This window comes from Paenibacillus sp. SER-28 (assembly GCF_052906305.1).
In genome coordinates this window covers 50,830-71,784 of the sequence record NZ_JBRECM010000015.1, presented here as the reverse complement: position 1 = coordinate 71,784, position 20,955 = coordinate 50,830, and the positions used below count along the sequence as shown (strand labels likewise).

General features: G+C 48.8%; 17 protein-coding genes. All 17 read left to right on the top strand.

The features are described from left to right. Nucleotides 1-73: 73 nt before the first annotated feature. Nucleotides 74-3,601: a transcription-repair coupling factor gene (mfd, locus tag ACUYLD_RS23610; protein WP_446676120.1), complete on the top strand. Its 3,528-nt coding sequence runs from the start codon at nucleotides 74-76 to the stop codon at nucleotides 3,599-3,601. Further along, nucleotides 3,585-4,703 carry a peptidylprolyl isomerase gene (locus ACUYLD_RS23605; RefSeq protein WP_069290755.1) on the top strand — a complete coding sequence of 373 codons (1,119 nt, stop codon included), beginning with the start codon at nucleotides 3,585-3,587 and terminating at the stop codon, nucleotides 4,701-4,703. Before mfd ends, ACUYLD_RS23605 begins: the two co-directional genes overlap by 17 nt. A 167-nt stretch (nucleotides 4,704-4,870) precedes the next feature. After that, entirely contained in the window at nucleotides 4,871-5,413 is a 543-nt protein-coding gene (gene spoVT, locus ACUYLD_RS23600; protein ID WP_061831843.1) for a stage V sporulation protein T, read from the top strand. A 141-nt stretch (nucleotides 5,414-5,554) separates the two neighbouring features. After that, entirely contained in the window at nucleotides 5,555-7,213 is a 1,659-nt protein-coding gene (locus tag ACUYLD_RS23595; protein ID WP_446676119.1) for a putative polysaccharide biosynthesis protein, read from the top strand. Between the two features lie 158 nt (nucleotides 7,214-7,371). After that, nucleotides 7,372-8,871, top strand: a complete 1,500-nt coding sequence (mazG, locus tag ACUYLD_RS23590; protein ID WP_446676118.1) for a nucleoside triphosphate pyrophosphohydrolase — start codon at nucleotides 7,372-7,374, stop codon at nucleotides 8,869-8,871. Nucleotides 8,872-9,204: 333 nt separating this feature from the next. After that, nucleotides 9,205-9,477, top strand: a complete 273-nt coding sequence (locus ACUYLD_RS23585) for an HU family DNA-binding protein (RefSeq protein ID WP_007428028.1) — start codon at nucleotides 9,205-9,207, stop codon at nucleotides 9,475-9,477. Next, on the top strand, nucleotides 9,477-9,755 hold the full coding sequence (locus tag ACUYLD_RS23580) for an RNA-binding S4 domain-containing protein (protein ID WP_016818913.1): 279 nt from the start codon (nucleotides 9,477-9,479) through the stop codon (nucleotides 9,753-9,755). Before ACUYLD_RS23585 ends, ACUYLD_RS23580 begins: the two co-directional genes overlap by 1 nt. Before the next feature lie 177 nt (nucleotides 9,756-9,932). Next, complete coding sequence (yabP, locus tag ACUYLD_RS23575) at nucleotides 9,933-10,217, top strand: sporulation protein YabP (protein ID WP_025721693.1); 285 nt, start codon at nucleotides 9,933-9,935, stop codon at nucleotides 10,215-10,217. Further along, a complete protein-coding gene (gene yabQ / locus ACUYLD_RS23570) occupies nucleotides 10,214-10,792 on the top strand; it encodes a spore cortex biosynthesis protein YabQ (RefSeq protein WP_013308136.1) in 579 nt (192 codons plus the stop codon). Before yabP ends, yabQ begins: the two co-directional genes overlap by 4 nt. A gap of 4 nt (nucleotides 10,793-10,796) precedes the next feature. Further along, nucleotides 10,797-11,126, top strand: coding sequence for an FtsB family cell division protein (locus tag ACUYLD_RS23565; protein WP_013308137.1), 330 nt, complete (start codon nucleotides 10,797-10,799; stop codon nucleotides 11,124-11,126). 123 nt (nucleotides 11,127-11,249) lie between these two features. Beyond that, the gene (locus ACUYLD_RS23560; protein WP_014279051.1) at nucleotides 11,250-11,774 is read left to right on the top strand and encodes a S1 domain-containing RNA-binding protein; all 525 of its coding nucleotides are present in this window, start codon (nucleotides 11,250-11,252) and stop codon (nucleotides 11,772-11,774) included. A 505-nt stretch (nucleotides 11,775-12,279) separates the two neighbouring features. Next, on the top strand, nucleotides 12,280-14,787 hold the full coding sequence (gene spoIIE, locus ACUYLD_RS23555) for a stage II sporulation protein E (RefSeq protein ID WP_446676117.1): 2,508 nt from the start codon (nucleotides 12,280-12,282) through the stop codon (nucleotides 14,785-14,787). 126 nt (nucleotides 14,788-14,913) lie between these two features. Then, on the top strand, nucleotides 14,914-15,663 hold the full coding sequence (locus ACUYLD_RS23550) for a hypothetical protein (protein ID WP_446676116.1): 750 nt from the start codon (nucleotides 14,914-14,916) through the stop codon (nucleotides 15,661-15,663). After that, nucleotides 15,647-16,585, top strand: a complete 939-nt coding sequence (locus ACUYLD_RS23545) for a protein kinase domain-containing protein (RefSeq protein WP_061831248.1) — start codon at nucleotides 15,647-15,649, stop codon at nucleotides 16,583-16,585. The genes ACUYLD_RS23550 and ACUYLD_RS23545 overlap by 17 nt, the downstream gene beginning before the upstream one ends. Before the next feature lie 65 nt (nucleotides 16,586-16,650). Further along, a complete protein-coding gene (tilS, locus tag ACUYLD_RS23540) occupies nucleotides 16,651-18,099 on the top strand; it encodes a tRNA lysidine(34) synthetase TilS (protein WP_254351760.1) in 1,449 nt (482 codons plus the stop codon). A gap of 47 nt (nucleotides 18,100-18,146) precedes the next feature. Then, nucleotides 18,147-18,686, top strand: coding sequence for a hypoxanthine phosphoribosyltransferase (gene hpt / locus ACUYLD_RS23535; protein WP_025721686.1), 540 nt, complete (start codon nucleotides 18,147-18,149; stop codon nucleotides 18,684-18,686). 97 nt (nucleotides 18,687-18,783) lie between these two features. Beyond that, nucleotides 18,784-20,823, top strand: coding sequence for an ATP-dependent zinc metalloprotease FtsH (gene ftsH / locus ACUYLD_RS23530; RefSeq protein WP_069290759.1), 2,040 nt, complete (start codon nucleotides 18,784-18,786; stop codon nucleotides 20,821-20,823). The last annotated feature ends 132 nt before the right edge of the window (nucleotides 20,824-20,955 follow it).

Genomic DNA, 20,955 nt, shown 5'->3' with positions numbered 1-20,955 from the left:
GCCTTGGCAGCATTGCTGAGGCTTCTTTTTCGGTTTACATGTAACTATTTATAAGCATAAAGGGGTGCCTTTTTTGTTACAAGCACTTATTCAGGCTTTTACGAAGGATGCTGATTATGCATCCATTGCAGCAGGTATTTCATCAGGGATGAAGGAACAACTGATATCAGGTTTATCAGGCTCTTCCCGACAGGTACTGATGGCCGCGCTTGCCGAAGATACCGGACGACCGTTAATGGTCATGACGCACAATATGTTTGCCGCTCAAAAAATAGCAGATGACTTACAGGAAGCGCTTTCTCCTGATCAGGTTTTATTGTATCCTGCTAATGAGCTGGTAGCTGCTGAAGCTGCAATATCCAGTCCAGAGACATTGTCCCAACGAATTGATGTATTGATACGCTGCGCCCAGGGTTTTCGTGGGATTGTTGTCGTGCCGTTTTCTGGTGTCCGACGTTTACTGCCAATCCCGGAAACATGGCGTGAGGCTCGTATTGAGCTGAAAGAAGGCGAAACGATTCAGCTGGAAGCGTTTTTGCTACATATGGTCGAGATGGGCTACCAGCGTGTAGAGCGTGTGGAATCACGTGGAGAGATGAGCGTACGCGGAGGAATTATTGATTTTTATCCAATGACAACCCGTTGGGGTTATCGTGTGGAGCTGTTTGACGATGAAATCGATTCGATCCGTAAGTTTGATCCGCAAGATCAGCGTTCGGTGGAAAAGGTTCAGGACGTTACCGTAACACCGTGTAAGGAAGTTATTGCGAATAACCAGCGTATGGATCAGGCGGCGGATGCCGCTGCTATTTTGTTGGAGGAGCAGCTGGGCAAAATGACGGATCGTCAAGCTAAGCAGCACCTGAAAGAAGAGATCCATCGTGAAATTGAGTTGCTGCGAGAGCATGTGTATTTTGACGAAATCTATAAATATATCTCCCTGCTGTATCCTGAACGTAAAACCCTAGCAGACTATATGCCGGAAGATACGATTCTGATTATTGATGAACCGGCACGTATGCTGGAAACAGCCAAGCAACTGGAACGGGATGAGTCAGAATGGAATCTGCATTTGCTTCAAAACGGTAAAACGTTACCGCAGCTAGAACTGTCAGATGACGCGGACAATCTGCTGTACAACCGGAGATTTCAGACGTTGTTCCTGTCGATTTTTCTTCGTCAGGTTCCTCATACCCAGCCACAAAATATTTTGAATTTCATCTGCCGAGGCATGCAGGATTTCCATGGCCAAATGAATGTGCTCAAGGCGGAGATGGATCGTTGGCGCAAAGCCGGCACACAGGTTATGATGCTGGCAAGTGGAGATGAACGTCTGGACCGGATGCGCCGAGTGCTTGAAGATTACGGTATTGATGAACCGACGATGGCTATCGGCAATCTGCAAAGCGGTTTTGAAATGCCATCTATTCATCTGGCGGTCATTACCGAGGGTGAGATGTTTTCCCAGAAGCAGCGGAAAGCTCGTAAGCAGGGCCGGCATGTGGACAATGCAGAACGGATTAAGAGCTATAGCGAGCTGAAGGTGGGCGACTACGTCGTACACCAAAATCACGGGATCGGGAAGTACATGGGGATCGGCACGCTGGAGGTTGGCGGTATCCATAAGGATTACATGCATGTCCTCTACGCGGGTGGAGATAAGCTGTCAGTGCCGATTGAACAAATTGATTTGATTCAGAAATATGTCGGCTCAGAGGACAAGGAACCCAAGATTTATAAACTGGGTGGCAATGAGTGGACACGGGTTAAAAGTAAGGTGCGCAGCTCGGTTCAGGATATTGCGGATGACTTGATCAAGCTATATGCAGAACGACAGTCGGCACCAGGGTTTGCTTTTGAAAAGGATTCACCGGAGCAACAAGAGTTTGAGGATATGTTCCCGTATGATGAGACACGTGACCAGATTCGGGCCATTGAAGAGATTAAGAAGGATATGGAGCAGAGCCGCCCGATGGATCGTTTGCTATGCGGTGATGTAGGTTACGGCAAAACTGAAGTTGCCATTCGTGCTGCTTTTAAGTCTGCTATTGAAGGCAAACAAGTAGCGGTGCTGGTACCGACGACGATTTTGGCACAACAACACTATGAGACATTCCGTGAACGTTTTTCAGGGTATCCGTTCAATATTCAGGTATTGAGCCGTTTCCGCTCGCGCAAAGAGCAGAATGAGACGATTAAAGGGGTCCGGCAAGGCACAGTCGATATTGTCATTGGTACCCATCGTCTGTTGTCGCAGGATCTGGTGTTTAAGGACCTCGGAATGCTGATTGTCGATGAAGAACAGCGATTTGGCGTAACTCACAAGGAAAAGCTGAAGAAGCTGAAAACGAACGTAGATGTGCTGACGTTAACGGCAACACCTATTCCGCGTACGTTGCATATGTCCATGCTGGGTGTACGTGACCTGTCAGTCATTGAGACGCCACCGGAAAACCGTTTTCCAGTGCAAACCTATGTGGTTGAGCACAGCCAAACTCTAGTTCGTGAGGCCATTGAACGCGAGATGGCACGCGGTGGACAGGTGTACTACCTGTATAATCGCGTGCAGGGTATTCAGGAGATGGCTGCAGAGATCAATGCGCTCGTACCGGAGGCCAAGGTGGGCGTGGGTCACGGACAGATGTCCGAAACCGAACTGGAGAAAACGATTTTGGATTTCCTGGATGGCGAATACGATGTGTTGGTCAGCACCAGCATTATCGAAACCGGCGTGGATATTCCAAATGTGAATACACTCATTGTGCATGATGCCGATAAAATGGGGCTATCTCAGCTTTATCAGCTGCGTGGGCGTGTAGGTCGTTCCAATCGGATTGCCTATGCTTATTTCACGTACCAGCGGGATAAGGTGCTCACGGAAGTGGCGGAGAAGCGCCTTCAGTCGATTAAAGAATTTACGGAGCTCGGCTCCGGGTTCAAGATTGCAATGCGTGATTTGTCCATCCGTGGAGCGGGTAACTTGCTTGGCGCTGAGCAGCATGGATTCATCGCATCCGTCGGTTTTGATCTTTACTCGCAGATGCTGGCTGAGGAAATTAATAAACGTAAAGTCAGCGTACTTGGAGAAGAGGATCAGTCCAATCGGAATTGGAGTACGTCGATTGATTTAGGCGTCGATGCTTACTTGCCAGGAGACTATATTTATGACAGCATCCAGAAGATTGAGATTTATAAAAAGGTTGCAGCGGTCAGCACCTTTGACGAGGCTTCCGAACTGGAGGATGAACTGGTCGACCGATTTGGTGATCTGCCAGAGGCTGTGCGTCATTTGCTAGCCGTGGCTCGCCTTAAGGTATATGGACGCATGTATGGCATCGAGTCCATGGTGCAACGGGATGACAATATAGTGCTGAAATTCCATGAAGGGCGCCAGCAGGCTGTACAGACCGCCAGACTTGCCGAGATTGGCAATCGCTTTGAAAGACGTGTACAATTTGAACAGGGCACTTCTATGAGCGCACGCATAAAGGGCAAAGGTCTAAATGATCCACAGTTGCTAGAACTGCTGGAACAATTTTTGAGTGCATTGAAAGAAGCATTCACATTGAAGGAGGAACTGCAAAATGCCACAACTAAATAAAAGAAAACCTTGGAGAATGCTCTCCTTGGGAATGGCAGCGCTGCTAGCTATATCCGTGCTGGCAGCATGTACGAAGCAAGCGGATGAGAACAAGGTCAAGGATGAACCGAAGGACAACAGCAAGGTTGTCGTGACCTATAAGGGTGGAACCATTACCGAAAATGAGTTCAACCAAGAAATCAGCATGATGAAATTCCTTTACCCGGAATATGAGGCTGCGTTAGCTTCGGATCAGGTACGGGAGCAAATTGTAAAGCAGGAAGTGGTGTACAAGCTTCTGGCGGCCAAAGCGGACGACAAAGCCAAGGAGCAGGGTGCCAAACAAGGGAACGAACAGCTGGAGCAGTATAAAAAGTCAGTCGGAGAAGATAAGTTCAAGACATTTCTGAGTGATAAAAAACTGACCGAACAAGGTGTGAAAGATTACTTCACGCGTGTAATGACGGTAATCAACAGCGAAACCAACAAAGTAACAGATGATCAGCTAAAACAGGAATTTGAGAAAAATAAAGATCAATTCACGACAGCAACTGTGCGCCATGTATTGATTAACTTCGAAGATCCTAAAACGAAGAAACAGCGCAAAAAAGAGGATACCCTCAAGCTGGCCAAAGAAGTGAAGGCGAAGCTGGATGGAGGAGCGGATTTTGCGACGATTGCTAAGAAATATTCAGAAGACCCAGGTTCTGCGTCTAACGGAGGTCTGTATGAGAATGCATCCGTAGCGCAATGGGTACCTGCTTTTAAAGAGGCCGCTGAGACTCAACCGATCAACAAAATTGGTGAGCCGGTGGAAACGGAATACGGATATCACGTGATCAAAGTGGAGTCCCGCAATGAGCCAACGTTTGATAAATTGAAAGACAACGAAAAGGCAGCCCTGAAAAATAAATTGGCCGGGGAAAGTATCCAAAACTTTACCGAAAATGATTTGGCAAAACTTGATTTGAAAATCAATCTGCCGAAGGTACCAGCTACGCAAGAGAAAAGCGGTGCAACTTCCGGTGCCGGTAGCACAACTACACCGGGCGCAACAACAAACGGTACGGGCGATGCCAAGGCAGGAACAGCCAAAGATGGAGCTACAAACGAAGGTAAATAACTGAACATGCATAAGGAATTGGGAACAGATGAATACTATGGTCAGATATCACCATAAACACCATGACCGTGACGTTCTTCGTGACCGCTTCTGGGGGAGTGGAAGCGTCTTTCGATACCGTCAGTAGTTTACTAAATTCTTCTTGAGAAAGTGGGGCAACATGTGAAATGAAAGCTACTGGTATAGTTCGCCGTATTGATGACCTTGGGCGGGTAGTTATTCCAAAGGAAATTCGCCGCACCTTGAGAATTCGTGAAGGAGATCCGCTTGAGATTTTTGTGGATCGTGACGGAGAAGTCATTTTGAAAAAGTATTCACCTATTGGTGAACTTGGTGATTTCGCCAAAGAATATGCTGAGTCCCTGTTTGAAAGCACGGGCCATATTACAATGATTACCGATCGGGACACCATTATTACGGTGGCTGGAGGCTCCAAAAAAGATTTTCTGGACAAGCCAATCGGTAGCATTATCGAAGGTAGTATGGATAATCGCAAAACTGTGCTGGAGACAGCCAGCGGCTCTTATGAGCTAACGCGAGACCACGAAGAAACACTCTCGTCCTTTGTGGCGGCTCCCATTGTTTCCGGTGGTGATCCCATTGGTTCCGTTGTATTGTTGAACAAGGACGAAAATGTAAAAATGTCCGAAATGGAAGTCAAAATGGCTGAAACAGCCGCTGGCTTCCTGGGCAAACAAATGGAACAGTAACATCCCGTTTCACCCCTGTATGACGTACAGAATGGCGAAAGCCGTCCTACGTTGTACAGGGTTTTTTTTCTTTCCGGGAGAAGAGGCGGTATAATAGGACTCGTGAAAGATGCATATTTCAGGTGGGAGTGAAGACGGAGAATGCAGGAAAATCGCGCCGCTTCGCGGCTGCTACGGGGTGCTGTCATTTTGACACTGGCAGCAGTAGCGAGCAAGCTGATCGGCACAGTGCAAAAAATCCCGCTGCAGAATATCGGCGGCGACGGCGTGTTTGGCATTTATAATACGGTTTATCCTTTTTATACGCTATTCATTACCATTGCAGCTGCTGGATTTCCGGCTGCAATATCCAAATTTGTAGCTGAGTTTGAGGCAGTGGGAAACCGGGCAGCGGGGCAACGTGTTGCTCGGCTATCTTCGCTTGTCTTGGGTGTCTTTGGATTGATCCTGGGCGTGCTGATGTATACGTGTGCGCCGCTCATTGGTCAATGGATCGACAATGCTCACGTCATTCCGTCGGTGAGGGCGGCGGCGTTTGCCTTTTTGTTCGTGCCGGTTATGGCGGGATTGAGAGGATATTTCCAAGGTTTGCAAAATATGCTTCCGACTGCTATCTCCCAAGTGACGGAGCAGGCGATACGGGTAAGCGTGATGATTATGCTGTTGCTGTTCATGCTGTCACAAGGAGCGGGGGCGGATATGATTGCCGCCGGAGCAGTGTTTGGTTCAGCAGCAGGCGGAGCAGCGGGCTTGGTCGTCATGTTGCTATATTGGCGAAATCACAGGAAGAGGCCTAGAAGGCAAGGGACGGTCATGGCGACAGTGCAAGCACAAACTGGAGAGCTACACCCAGCGGAAAGCAACGGTGCCTTGCTAAAGGCGCTGCTGCGTTATGCCTTGCCTGTTTGCCTTGGAGCGCTAGCCGTTCCGTTAATTAGTCTGGTAGACACATTTACCGTACCTCGATTGTTAAAGCAGGAGGGTTTGGACGATACTGCGGTTATGGTGGCCTTTGGCGTGTATAACCGAGGTCTGCCGCTGGTACAGCTAGTCATGATGTTTGCCACCACCCTGTCGGCATTATTCATTCCATCGCTGGCTGAGGCCCGGATAACCGGCGGTACGGAGCTGGCACGTCGCCAGTGCGAGCAATCGCTGCGCTGGTTTTGGTTGCTGGGACTAGCCGCTGCGACAGGCTTGATCGTGCTGGCTGTGCCCGTCAATGTGATGCTGTATGCGGACGACACCGGCAGCGGGGTTATGCGCTGGATGGCGCTAACCGCCGTAGGCGGCACGCTCAGCATCATCTCGGCTGCGCTGCTGCAAGGGCTTGGCGCGGTTCGCGCGCCGGCTCTGGCGATGCTCGCGGCTGCAATAGCCAAGGCGCTGCTAAACTGGCTGCTCGTGCCGCAGCTAGGCACGGCTGGAGCCGCCATTGCGGGGGCTGTCGCCTATCTGCTGGCGGCGGTGATCAACATCGTGCTGCTGGCCCGTCTCGTGGGCCTGCGTGGGAGCTGGTCCGCCAGCGTGCTCAAGCCGGCGGCACTGCTTATCGCCCTGGCTGGTGCGGCCGGGGCGGCGATGTGGGGCACTGGCGCTGTGCTGGGTGCCTTGGGGTGGGCTGCCGGAGGTCGTGCCACGGCAGCCGCGGAGAGCCTGCTGGGCGTAGCCGCAGGCGCCGTAGTGTTCGTGATCGGCCTCGCACGCTTGAGGCTGATCACGGAAGCCGAGCTTGTGGCGGTGCCCAAGCTCGGACGCCCGCTGGCAGCCGTGCTGCGCAGGCTGCGTGTACTGACGTAGCCCAGGCATAGGGCTTAGGGCACGAAAGCGGCACAGCCATTTTATGAGCCTATACAACTTTGTGGTATAGTAAATGCCAAAGCAAAGGAAGCGGAAGCGGGTTAGGCCGTGTATTTTTTCGAGCATGAACCTTGTTTCTGCGAAACGGAGGATTGAATATGAGCGTAACATTAACGGTCGTAGGTTTGGGCTCGGGAGACCCGGATCAGCTTACGATAGGGATATTGAACAAAATGCGGGGCGCTTCAGCGCTGTATCTGCGGACCAAGGAGCATCCTGCCGTTCAAGTGCTGAATGAGTTTGAAGTGGCTTTTGAGTCGTTTGACAAGGTATATGAGACAAAGGAGTCCTTTCCAGAGGTATACGAGGAAATTACCAGCCAATTAATTACGACGGCTGCTAAGGCGGCAGACGGAAGCGAAATCGTCTATGCGGTTCCCGGTCACCCGATGGTGGCAGAAGCAGCGGTGCAGTTGCTTAAGGAGCGTTGTCCTGCGCAAGGGATTGAACTGAACATTCTGGGCGGCGAAAGTTTCCTGGATGAAGCTTTTGTGCGTCTTGGTTTTGATCCGATTGAGGGTTTCCAGCTGTTGGACGCAGGTACACTGGATGCCAGCTGGCTCCAGCCTCAGCTGCATACGCTGATCGGACAGGTGTATGACACCTTCACGGCATCTGATGTGAAGCTGTGCCTGATGGAGCGATATCCTGACGATTATGAGGTGTATGTCGGTCACGCTCTTGGGGTGGAAGGTGAGGAAGCGGTGCACAAGGTGCCGCTGTACGAGCTGGATCGAGTAGAGGGCTACGGGAACCTATCCTTGGTATACATACCTCGCAGTGAAGATGAGGCACTGAAACGGCGTTCTTTTGACCGTCTACACGAGATTGTCGATATTTTACGCAGCCCGGAGGGCTGTCCATGGGATCGTGAACAGACACATCAGTCGATTCGCAAAAATCTGATCGAAGAAACGTATGAAGTCATCGAAACGATAGATGAGGACGACCCTGAGCATATGAAGGAAGAACTAGGCGATCTGTTGTTGCAAATTTTGCTGCATGCCCAAATGGAAGAGGAAGTCGGAACCTTTAATGTGTATGATGTTATCCAGGGGCTGAATGATAAGCTTATTTTCCGTCATCCACATGTATTTGGTGACAATCAAGCGAATGATGCGGAAGAGGCGCTGCAAAACTGGGAGCAGATGAAGGCTGAGGAAAAACGGCTTAAAGGCATGACGGCAGCATACCCTTCCGTACTGGATGGGGTTCCACGTGATCTGCCTGCTCTTATGAAATCGTACAAGCTCCAGAAGAAAGCAGCTAAAGTAGGCTTTAACTGGGATAGCATTGAGGGCGTATTTGATAAATTAGACGAAGAAGTGGCTGAGTTGAAGGAAGCGGTTCGTGAAGGGCATGCCGTGGAAGCCCAGTTGCTGGAGTTAGGCGATGTGTTATTTGTTGCCGTGAATGCAGCCCGGTTCATGGGAGTAGATCCAGAAGAGGCATTGTCCGCCACCAATCGCAAATTTGTCGACCGTTTCCAGTATATTGAGCAGAAATTACGCGAGCAGGGGCGTCGTCCCGAAGAAAGCAGCGTAGATGAAATGGAGACTTACTGGCAGGAAGCGAAAAAGCTCCTTGGCAAAGCGTGATTCCACACATTCGCTTTTGGCTGCACAGACCAGTAAAATGAGACATATGCAGGGTTGAAAGAAGGCTCCGTTTGAGAAGACTTGCCAATGGACAGAGTTTTGTAGTAGGATGTTGGCTTAACTGGGGTCGAATAAAAAAACGCCTGTCATTGCAGGATTTTTACGGACAAGCCAGAATAACTTGTAGTAATTCTGAAAATAACTGTAGCTTATAGTTAAGCGTGTTACAGTGACATTCAGGAGGGCTTCGGCCACAGTTGGACCTCACGTCTGCTCCATGAATGGACATGCAGCGTGATGATTATTTTTTGACATTTGGGAGGCTTTTATCTTATGAACAAGACAGATCTGATCAACAATATTTCCAGCAAAAGCGGTTTGAGCAAACGTGACGTTGAAGCTGTATTGAATGGCGTTCTTGGTGAAATTACAGATGCACTTGCTAGCGGTGACAAAGTGCAACTGATCGGCTTTGGTACTTTCGAAACACGCAAGCGTTCCAGCCGTACAGGCCGCAATCCACAAACCGGTAACACGATTGAAATTCCAGAATCGACCGTTCCTGCTTTTAAAGCCGGTAATAAGCTTAAAGAAGCCGTTAACTAATGCGTCTTGATAAATTCTTGAAAGTCTCGCGGCTGATTAAGCGGCGTACGGTAGCCAAGGACGTCTCCGAACAAGGGAGAGTGCTGGTGAACGGACGCGAAGCCAAGCCGAGCAGTGCGGTCAAAGTAGGCGATGAAATTACCGTCCAGTTTGGCCAGAAGCTGGTGACCGTGCGAGTGGAACGGCTCGCCGACACTACACGCAAGGACGAGGCTGCAAGTATGTACACTTTGGTAAAGGAAGAGCCTATTGCCAGGGACAATGGTTTGAACTGGTAAGCAGACCTCTGATTTTCTCATAACTGTACATGAAAGCATTCCTTCATTATTTTATGAAGGAGTGCTTTTTTTCTTTAATGACGAGTTTTCGTCCATCATATGCTGATTAACAGCAAAAGCGGTTCTAAATCATACGGCCCCCTTCATAAGCTAAGAACAGAAGGAGGGGTACATGCCATGATTGAACAAGGGAAGTCCAAGCACCATGATCTGCGCATGCAAAGCCGCAAGCAACTCGATATTTCAGGCGTCAGCAATGTGGAGAGCTTTGACAGTGAAGAATTTTTGCTTCAGACCGAGCTGGGCCATCTCACCATTCGCGGACAACATTTACATATCAAAAACCTCAGTCTAGAAGAGGGGCTGTTGTCCATTGAAGGTTTGATTACTTCCCTCGTCTACCTGGAGCCCGGGGCCCCGGCCAAAAACGGAAAAAGCCTATTCGGCAAAATCTTCAAATGAACCCTTACACGCAATGGCTGACGTTGACGTGGATGCTGTTGTCGGGCATAGCCATGGGAGTGGTGTTTGACAGCTACCGGGTGCTGTCCATCCGCTTTCATTTTGCCCGCTGGAGCGTTCATATGTTGGACGTGCTGTACTGGGTGGCCTCGGCTTTGTTTATTTTCCGTGTGCTATACGCGAGTAATCGCGGTGAGCTGCGGTTTTATGTCTTTTTAGGACTACTTTTGGGGGTTTGGCTCTATTTTTGGGCCTTTAGTGTTACAACCCAACGTTTTGTGGTAATGTTATTAGAGATAGTTCGCAGACTGACGTTGATCGTGAACAGCATACTGCGCATCCTGATTGTTCTTCCGGTGTTAGCGCTGTATCGGCTGTTACGCAAGCTGGTCGGATGGACATGGGCACTAATTGTGTTCCTGGGAAGGATGCTGATATACATCCTGATGCCGGTTTGGAAGCCGATCCTATGGCTGATCGGTCCGCTTAAAGCGCGCTGGAAGACTCCAGAGTTGCTCGTAAAGCTGGGTATCAGACTGAAAAACACAGCGAAAAGATGGTTTGGAAGGAGGTAGTATCATGCGTAATTCGTCTGTAGATCGCCATTCATCTTCTACGTCCAAGTCCAACGCGGGCGGGCGCAGGCGAATCATGATTTGGTTGCTATCGCTTGCCGCCTTTGGTAGTTGGGCAATTTTTACCTTTTTTTCTCAAGGCATGATTATGGCCGATCGAAGTGAACAGCTCACCCAGAAGGAAAAGCAGAAGCAAGCTGCTACACAAACGGAACAACAGCTTCAAACCGAAGTGAATCGTCTGAAGGACCCTGAGTACATTGGCGAGATTGCCAGAAGCAAGTACGGTCTTTACAAACCGGAAGAGACGCCAATCATCGGAGATCAGAAATAGGAACATTATCGGGCCAATGCTTAGTTGACCTTGGTTCCGCCATTTTGTATAATCAAATCACCACAGCGGGATTTTTTTGCAAAAAAATCGGTTGTATATTTTAAGGGAGGATCATTTTATTCTATGGCAATTGAAGTGGGCACCAAGTTAGAGGGCAAAGTGACAGGCATCACGCATTTTGGAGCATTTGTGGATTTGTCTGGAGGTGTCACGGGTCTCGTTCACATCTCGGAAATCGCCGATAACTATGTTAAGGATGTTAACGACCACCTGAAGATTAATGATGTTGTGACGGTGAAAGTCATTAATGTTGACAAAGATGGCAAAATCGGACTTTCCATTAAGCAAACGATTGACAAGCCGGCAAGTGAAGCCCGTCCCCCAAGAGCTCCAAGACCGGAGCGTACAGGAGGACCAGGCGGAGGCGACCGTTTCGGCGGTGGAGGTTCAGGTCCAAGTCAAGGACGCGGTGGTGGTGGCGGTGGTTTCAACCGCGATCGTGGAGGCCGTTCTTTCAAGCCTGCACCGGGTAAACCTTCATTTGAGGATAAAATGTCACGCTTCCTGAAAGATAGTGAGGAACGCATTTCGTCGCTGAAAAAGAACACCGAAGGTAAACGCGGAGGACGCGGCGCGAAGCGTGTTTAATTCACTTTGACAACCGTATCAATCATACACGGAAAACCGTACAGTCGAGAGACTGCTACGGTTTTTTTGCGTTCTACCGACAACAGATGCGATAAGCAGCGATTGTTGGCGCTGAATCCAGTGGTTAGTCGTACGGGCATTTATGAGATTCGCAATTTTGATGAAGAAGAAAAGAGCTTCGATGCTGGAAAGCGGATGTTTTTTTTGTCGTGAGGACATAATCGTCCGACAAACTCCAACGGTTTTCCGTCTATCTTCTGTGCAAATCGCTAGATTGGACATCAGGATGAACGACATCGAGAGGTCATATAAGGAGTAGCGGGACGTTTCTTCCATCGGCTTCCATACGGGCGTAGCTTGATGTTCAGAGTGATGCTCTGTCCTTTCGCGCAGAACGTTTTTTTGTCGGAAATTTCTTGGAATAAGACGTGGGGTTCTGACAAACTTTCTCAGTCGTTCCGGTTTAAGATAGGAACATCAAATTGATGAATGGGGTGCCTGACGCATGATGGAGAAATGGAACGTGGTACATTTTCCGGGGTTAAAATCTAGAAAGTCCAAATCCAAAGAGCGTACGGAAGGGTGGTCTTCCAGACTCAAGAAACGGCTGGATTCACATAAAGTGGTGCAATGGGTAACCGCGCAAAGATGGATGCTGCTATTGTCAGCTATGGGAGTTCTACTGGGACGCGCCACTATTTTGGACGAGCTTTCTCCGTTTGCCCTCGCTTATTTTGCGGTCATAACGTTTCTTCGGCGTGATCTGATGCTGCCTGTAGCTGTATCCGTTGTGTTAGGCAGCCTGTTAGCTCCTTACCCATCGTTATTTATGATTGGTGGCGAGCTACTGGTATTTTATCTCCTGTATCGCGGACTACGAACCTTCGACCGTCTGGAATTATCCTATGCCCCGCTTATGGTTTTCTTGTCGGTGTTTATGGTCAATTTATTTAACGCCGTGATGGCTCCAACTTTTACATGGTATGAGCTTATCATTGTGGGAACGGATGCGGTTCTCAGCTTTATGCTTACGCTGGTGTTCACGCAGGCCATACCGTTGTTTACGTACCGCAAGAAGACAAGCCAGCTCAAAAATGAGGAAATTTTATGTCTTATTATTTTATTAGCCTCTGTGATGACGGGAGCAGTAGGCTGGACTGTTCATTCATTGTCTGTCGATCATGTACTGTCGCGATATTTGGTCTTGGTGTTTGCTTTGGTGGGAGGTGCTTCGCTGGGTGCATCGGTCGGTGTAATTACCGGTTTAATTTTAAGCTTGGCCAATATGTCTGCAATTGTGCAGATGAGTTTGCTCGCTTTTGCAGGTTTGCTGGCAGGAATGCTGCGTGAAGGGAAAAAGGGTGCTGTTGCGCTTGGGATGCTGCTAGGCTCCTCAATTCTGACAATCTATTTGGACGGGACCGGAGACGTCTTGACATCAACTTGGGAGAGCTGTGCGGCAATTCTATTATTCTTAATAACCCCCAAAAGTTTCCTTAAAGCGGTTTCTACCTATGTTCCCGGTACGCAGGACCACGCCAAATCTCAGCATGAATATGCCAAAAGGGTCCGCGATCTCACCGCAGAGCGGGTAACGAAGTTTTCCCGTGTATTCAGTCAGCTATCCCGCAGCTTTCACCAGATATCTGCGAGTGAGGGCGCAAAACCGGACGGAGAAATCGAACACTTTATGAATGCGGTGGCAGAAGGGACATGTGCCTCCTGCTTCAAGTGTGAGCAGTGCTGGGACGGCAAGTTTATGCAAACCCATCAGTATATGACGGAAATGATGAGCGCCATTGAGGATAACCCCGATTTGGAGCCGGAGCAGATCCCCCCGCAATGGAGCAAGGCATGTGCTAAAACGGGCGCTGTCCTGCAAGTGATGAAGCAGCAGTATAGCCTCTACCAACATAATATGCAGTGGAAGCGCCAAGTATACGATAGTCGTCAGCTTGTTGCTGACCAGCTATCGGGTGTATCACAAATTATGGAGGATTTAGCGCGAGAAATTCAGCGGGAAGGACAGACCATGCATCGGCAGGAGGAGCAAATACGAGAGGCTCTTGATAGACTGGGCTTGTCCATCCAATCTATTGAGATTATTAATCTGGATGCAGGTCAGGTAGAAATTGAGATTGTCCATGCCTATACAAGGGGATTTGATGAATGTCGGAAAATCATTGCTCCACTTCTGTCGGACATTCTGGACGAGCATATAGCTGTGATGCGCGAAACGGAGGCAGATCGCCGCCAAGGCTTGGCTACAGTCATGTTCGGCTCCGCTAAAACGTATGAGATTGCTACAGGGGTAGCTAGTGCCGCCAAAGGAGGCGATTTTTTCTCAGGAGACAGCTACAGCATGATGGAGCTAGGGAACGGGACTTTTGCAGTCTCATTAAGTGATGGTATGGGGAACGGAGAGCGCGCGCAGCAAGAAAGCAGTGCAGCACTTAACATTTTGGAGGAATTACTGCAATCGGGTATGGACGAAAAGTTGGCGATCAAGTCGGTTAACTCTGTCCTGATGCTGCGATCACCTGAAGAAATGTATGCTACGGTCGATATGGCGCTGATTGATCAGTACACGGCCCAGACAACTTTTATGAAGATTGGGTCTACGCCGAGCTTTATTAAAAGAGGGGAGGAGGTCATCCCTGTATCTGCCAGCAACTTGCCGATTGGCATTATACAGGATATTGAAATTGATTTGGTATCACTGCAGCTCCAGCCGGGCGATATTCTCATTATGATTACAGACGGTATATACGACTCACCGGGTTACGCGGTTAATAAGGAAATATGGATGAAACGCATGATTCAGGAAATTGAAAGCGAAGATCCTCAGCAGTTGGCCGACTGTTTGCTAGAACGGGTTATTCGATACCAGCAAAATCAAATCTATGATGATATGACTGTAGTTGTTAGTAAAATCGACCACTTCCGCCCAGAGTGGGCAACTCTCCATGTACCTGGCATGAGGTGGTTGGAACGTCCACGGACGGTGAGCTAAGCCGACATTGCCCGGGAAATTCCTTACCCATTTTTAAAAATCCGCATCCTTCGTTTGAATCGTTCCGGATTAGGCAAAGATAGAATCTATCGGGATAGATTAAGAGGAAGCGGAGGTCAAAAAACGATGAAGCAAATTTTGATCATTACAGACGGATGCTCGAATGTAGGTGTTAGTCCAGTCATGGCGGCTGCCCAGGCTTTACGGGAAGGTATTACAGTGAACGTCGCCGGAGTCATAGATTATGGAACTATTGGCGAGCTTGGCAGTGCGGAGATTCAAGAAATTGCTAAAGCAGGGGGAGGGTTTAGCCAAATCGTAGGGACGAAACAGTTGGCGCAGACCATGCAGATGATGACGCGCAAGACGGTGATTCAAACCATTCAGCAGGCGGTTAATAGAGAGTTAACGCACATTCTGGGTGAGGGTGGCGCCAAACATATCGGTGAACTTCCTCCGGCCAAACGAGCCCAAGTGGTTGAGGTGATGGATGAACTGACAGAAACAAGCACCCTGGAGATTGCTTTGCTCATTGATGCAAGTGCGAGCATGAAGCCCAAGCTGCCTGCTGTAGAGGACAGCATCCGCGATTTGCTGCTCAGTTTACAGTCCAGAAGCGGACCCAGCCGTATATCTGTATTTCATTTTCCGGGCGGCAAAATGGGAGAAGACGCAGTCATGGATATCGGTTGGACCTCTGAGCTTAACCAGATCAAATCGATATTTGGACGCTTGCGGATGAAAGGGGCAACACCGACAGGTCCTGCCATTTTACAAGTGATTGATTATTACCGATATGTTACACTAGGAGAACAGAAAGATCTGGAAGAATCCTGTGGCAAAGGAGAAGGGATGCTCGGTGACTACGTCGTCTGATCCCGTTCTTGCACCCGGAACGGTCATCAAGGGCAAGTGGAAGCGGAGCAGCTATGTCATCCAGCGCTTGCTGGGCCGGGGAGCGAACGGAACTGTATATTTGGTAAAAGAAGCACAGGCCGATCGGCAATTTGCTCTGAAAATGGGGAAGAACACGCTTGATCTGCAATCGGAGATTAATGTGCTGACCACATTGCAGTCTCAGGGGACTCAGGCCGCCCTTCAGCGAAATGGAAATCCTTCCTTTTTGTTTGAGGTGGATGATGTAGTGTTACGCAGCGGAGAAATCCCCTTTTATGTTATGCGATATGTTAAGGGTGATCCGCTTCATCGTTTTGTGGCAGCCAAAGGGCCGGAATGGTATGGTGTGGCTGGAACCGGTATACTGAATCGTCTGGCGGATCTCCATCAGGCAGGATGGGTGTTTGGCGACCTGAAGCCGCAGAATATTTTGGTCAATGCCTATGGAGAGGCTGAATTAATTGACTACGGTGGGGTGTCTCTTGCTGGTCGGAGTGTTAAACAATTCACAGAGTGGTATGATAGGGGATTCTGGAATGCTGGCAGCCGAAATGCTGATTCCCAGTATGACCTGTTTGCCTTCGCTCTTCTAACGATTCATATATTGGAGAGCGAATCATTAAAGACCGCTGCGAGTAGGCTGCCACAGCTGCGGAATACGGCAGAATTGACGGTCATCATTCGCCGTAGCCGTGTATTGCGCCCCTATGCCGAATGGCTGCTGGGTGCAGTGCGTGGAGAATATTCCGATACTCGTGCAGCGGCCCGATCTTGGTCACGTTTGGCTTCCGCACATGTCAGGCAATCGTCGGTCAAAAAAGGGAACCCACGCTGGCTGGGATATGCTTTCACGGTATCGCTTTTGCTGCTTGCCGGAGCGCTCTGGATTGCGTTAAGGTAGCAGCAGACTTACATAAGATAACAGATGATCATCATTTTTACGGTCGGGAGAAAAGAGGGTCGTGAATGGGAACAACAAAACCGACCGGTGTTGTGCAGGAAGTGCTCGCCTTGGCGCGAGATCATTCACTGTGGAGCCCCGGAGACCGCATTGTGGTTGCTGTATCCGGTGGGCCGGATTCGGTGGCCCTTTTGCACATTTTACATGAAATATCCGTTATACATATGCCTTTACAACTCGTCTGCGCTCACGTTCATCATGGCTTCAGACCAGAGGAATCGGATGCGGAGGCTGAAGAGGTACGCAATATTGCCCAAAAGCTCGAACTTCCATTTGAAATGACTCGGGTGGATGTACCCGCTTATATGAAGGAGAGCGGGAAGGGGCCACAGGAAGCAGCCCGCGAGCTGCGCTACAGCTTTTTACATGATATGGCTACAAAGTGGGAAGCACAGCATATTGCAATGGCTCACCACGGCGACGATCAAGCCGAAACGGTTCTCTTGCACTTGCTGCGTGGTAGCGGCCCAGCAGGTTTGGCAGGTATGCGTTTGGCGCGCAGGGAAAAAAATGTGCAACTCATTCGCCCGCTGCTACGTATGTACAAGGCTGACCTGATTGAGTTTTGTAACTTTTATGATCTTTCCTATGTGATAGACAGCACTAATTTATCATCCAAATACCGTCGTAACGCCATTCGCATGGATGTGCTTCCTTTTTTGGGGCAATATAATGAGCGACTGACACCGTCCCTAAACCGGCTGGCCGAAACGATGGCTGACGAAAATGACTTTATGGAGGCATCCACGCTGTCGGCATACGAGAAAATGGTGCGCTTGGATAATGGCAGGTACATGTTTCCCATCGCTTCATACCGTAAGCTATCCGTTGCTTTACAACGGAGGTTGATTAAACTAATATTAAATTATCTGCCTTCGGACAGTGAAAATTTTGATTTTCGTAAAATTGAGACCGTTCGACTAAGACTTCTCCAAGAGGCATCGTCTACATGGAGTTTGGACTTGGGAGGCGGTGCGGTTGGAGTCCGCGAATATGACCAGGCGGTTTTGTTTGACCGTACGCAAGTCGTTATGGGCGAATGGTGCTATGGACTAAGTGTATTGCCTTTTTCCGGTGAGCTAGAATTGCCTGAGGCAGGTGGTATACTTCGGTGGCGAAGGGCTTCCTATTCGGATGCGGACCATCCGGCGAATAAGGAGGAAGCGTGGTTCGACGCAGATCAATTGAGTCTGCCTTTGACTGTACGCTCGCGATTACCTGGAGATACCATGTATGTAATGGGATTAAACGGAAGAAAAAAGGTTAAAGATATTTTTATTGATGAAAAAATACCTCCTTCAATGCGTTCCGTTACTCCCATCGTCTGCGACCACGCTGGAACTATTCTCTGGATTCCGGGCGTACGACGTTCTGTACATGCCGCAGTGCAAAAGCACACGTCTTCGGTTATATATATGTCATGGCAAAGACGAGAGAGTCCGGGGCATCGGTAATTGCGCAGGAACGGCTTTCATAGTATAAACTTAGGAGGTTTACACCGTTGCAAAATGATATTCAGGAAATATTGATCAGCGAAGAAGAAATTCAGAGTAAAATTAAGGAATTGGGTGCACAGCTCAGCGTGAAATATGAAGGTAAAAATCCATTGGTGATTTGCGTACTGAAAGGTGCGTTTATCTTTATGGCTGATTTGGTTAAAACCATTACAGTGCCGTTGGAGCTTGATTTCATGGCTGTATCAAGTTACGGAGCATCCACAAAATCCTCAGGTATCATCAAAATCATTAAGGATTTGGACGCATCTGTAGAAGGACGCGACGTTCTGATTGTCGAAGATATTATCGACAGCGGCCTGACGCTGACGCATTTGATTGAATTGCTTAAAAACCGTAATGCCAATTCGGTATGTGTCGTAACCTTGTTCGACAAGCCTGCACGCCGGACAGTTAATCTTGAAGCAGATTATACTGGATTTACGCTTCCAGATGCGTTTGTTGTCGGCTATGGTCTGGACTATGCCGAGCACTACCGGAACCTCCCATACATAGGGATTTTAAAGCCGGAAATCTACACCAGCTAATCTCAGCCTCCAGTCCTAGGACTAAATAAGGCCCTTTGTTGAGAAGGACTTACAGGCTATGGTAAAATAACTTAAGTGTCTCGAGAGGAGGTAGGGGATGAATCGGTTCATCCGGAATTCTGGTTTTTATTTGATTCTTTTTTTAGTTGTGGTGGGTATCGTTCAGTTTGTTAGCAACAGTAACGAAGCCTCCGATCTCCCTAGATATGACCAATTACGGCAAGAGGTTAAAGCTAATAACATCTCTAAAGTAACGGTCCAATTTGACGGTTACGCCTATCTTGTAACCGGTGCATATAAGAAGCAGCCGGCTAATGCTAAATCGACCAATTTTTCCGTATATGTTCCACCAACGGATCAAGCACTAAGTGAACTGGTGAATGCCAGCGAAACGAACGGGTTTGAATACGTGCAGAAGAAAATGGAAGGCGAAAGCATTTGGCTGACGTTTTTGACTTCTATCATTCCTTTGGTGATCATGTTCCTGTTGTTCTTCTTCCTGTTTAATCAGGCACAGGGCGGTGGCGGCAAAGTTATGAACTTCGGCAAGAGCAAAGCCCGTCTGTATAACGAAGAGAAGAAGAAGGTTACGTTCGAGGACGTGGCAGGGGCTGACGAAGAGAAGCAAGAGCTTGTCGAAGTCGTAGAATTCTTGAAGGACCCACGCAAGTTTGCAGCTGTGGGCGCTCGTATTCCAAAAGGTGTTCTGTTAGTGGGCCCTCCAGGTACGGGTAAAACACTCTTGGCGAGAGCTGTTGCAGGCGAGGCCGGAGTACCGTTTTTCAGCATCTCGGGTTCTGATTTTGTAGAAATGTTCGTCGGGGTCGGTGCTTCCCGTGTTCGTGATTTGTTCGAGAACGCGAAGAAGAACGCACCTTGTATCATTTTCATTGATGAGATTGATGCCGTTGGACGTCAACGTGGCGCCGGATTGGGTGGCGGACATGATGAACGTGAGCAGACGCTCAACCAATTGCTCGTAGAGATGGATGGATTCGGCGCAAACGAAGGGATCATCATCGTAGCGGCTACAAACCGTCCGGATATCTTAGACCCGGCGTTGCTTCGTCCAGGACGTTTTGACCGTCAAATTACGGTTGACCGTCCAGATGTTAAAGGCCGTGAAGCAGTATTGTATGTACATGCTCGCAACAAGCCATTAACGAAGGATGTTAAACTGGACGTAATTGCGAAACGTACAACAGGCTTTACGGGCGCTGATCTGGAAAATCTGTTGAACGAAGCTGCCTTGTTGGCGGCTCGTCGTAACCGCAGAGATATTTCGATGCGAGAAGTAGATGAAGCTATCGACCGTGTTATCGTAGGTACCGAAAAACGCAGCCGCGTAATCAGTGACCGCGAAAAACGAATTGTTGCTTATCATGAAGCAGGCCATACGATTATTGGTTTCTTCTTGGAAAATGCGGATATGGTTCATAAGGTAACGATTATTCCACGTGGACGTGCAGGCGGATATGTCATCATGCTTCCGAAGGAAGACCGCATGCTGACAACCAAGCAGGAATTGCTGGACAAAATCACTGGATTGTTGGGTGGACGCGTATCCGAGGAACTGTTCATTGGTGAGATCGGAACGGGAGCCTATAGCGACTTCCAGCAAGCGACAAGCATTGCACGCAGCATGATCGTAGAATATGGTATGAGTGAGAAGCTTGGTCCGATGCAGTTCGGTACTTCACAAGGCCAAGTATTCCTTGGACGCGATATCGGTCATGAGCAGAACTACAGTGATCAGATCGCTTATCAGATTGACCAGGAGATGAATCGCTTCATCACTGAGTCTTATGAGCGTGCTAGAGAACTCCTGACCAAGTATTCCAAAGAGGTTCATTTGATTGCTCAAACCTTGCTGGTAGAAGAAACTCTGGAACTTGAACAAATCAAACGTTTGATCGAGACAGGTTCTTTGGATGGTGGCACAACTGAGGGAGAAGGAACACCAGAAAATGGTGAGCCTGTGATCGACAACATTGGAGACGTCCGTGTACGTATTCAAGGTAAGGATGACGAGCCTAAGAATACAACGGATCAACCGAATGATATCCCTAATCTGAAAAAGCCAGAGGATGATAACAATTCGGGCAACTCCGGTGGTACTCCACCGACAACAACCTAATCATCCGATAGATAGTTGAATAAGCGTATAGGTAAGCTCCGGGGAACCAGGTATTATTGGTTTTCCGGAGTTTTTTAAATGGAAGATTATTGCTAACGTGATTTGACAGACATCGGAACGTTGTGTACATTT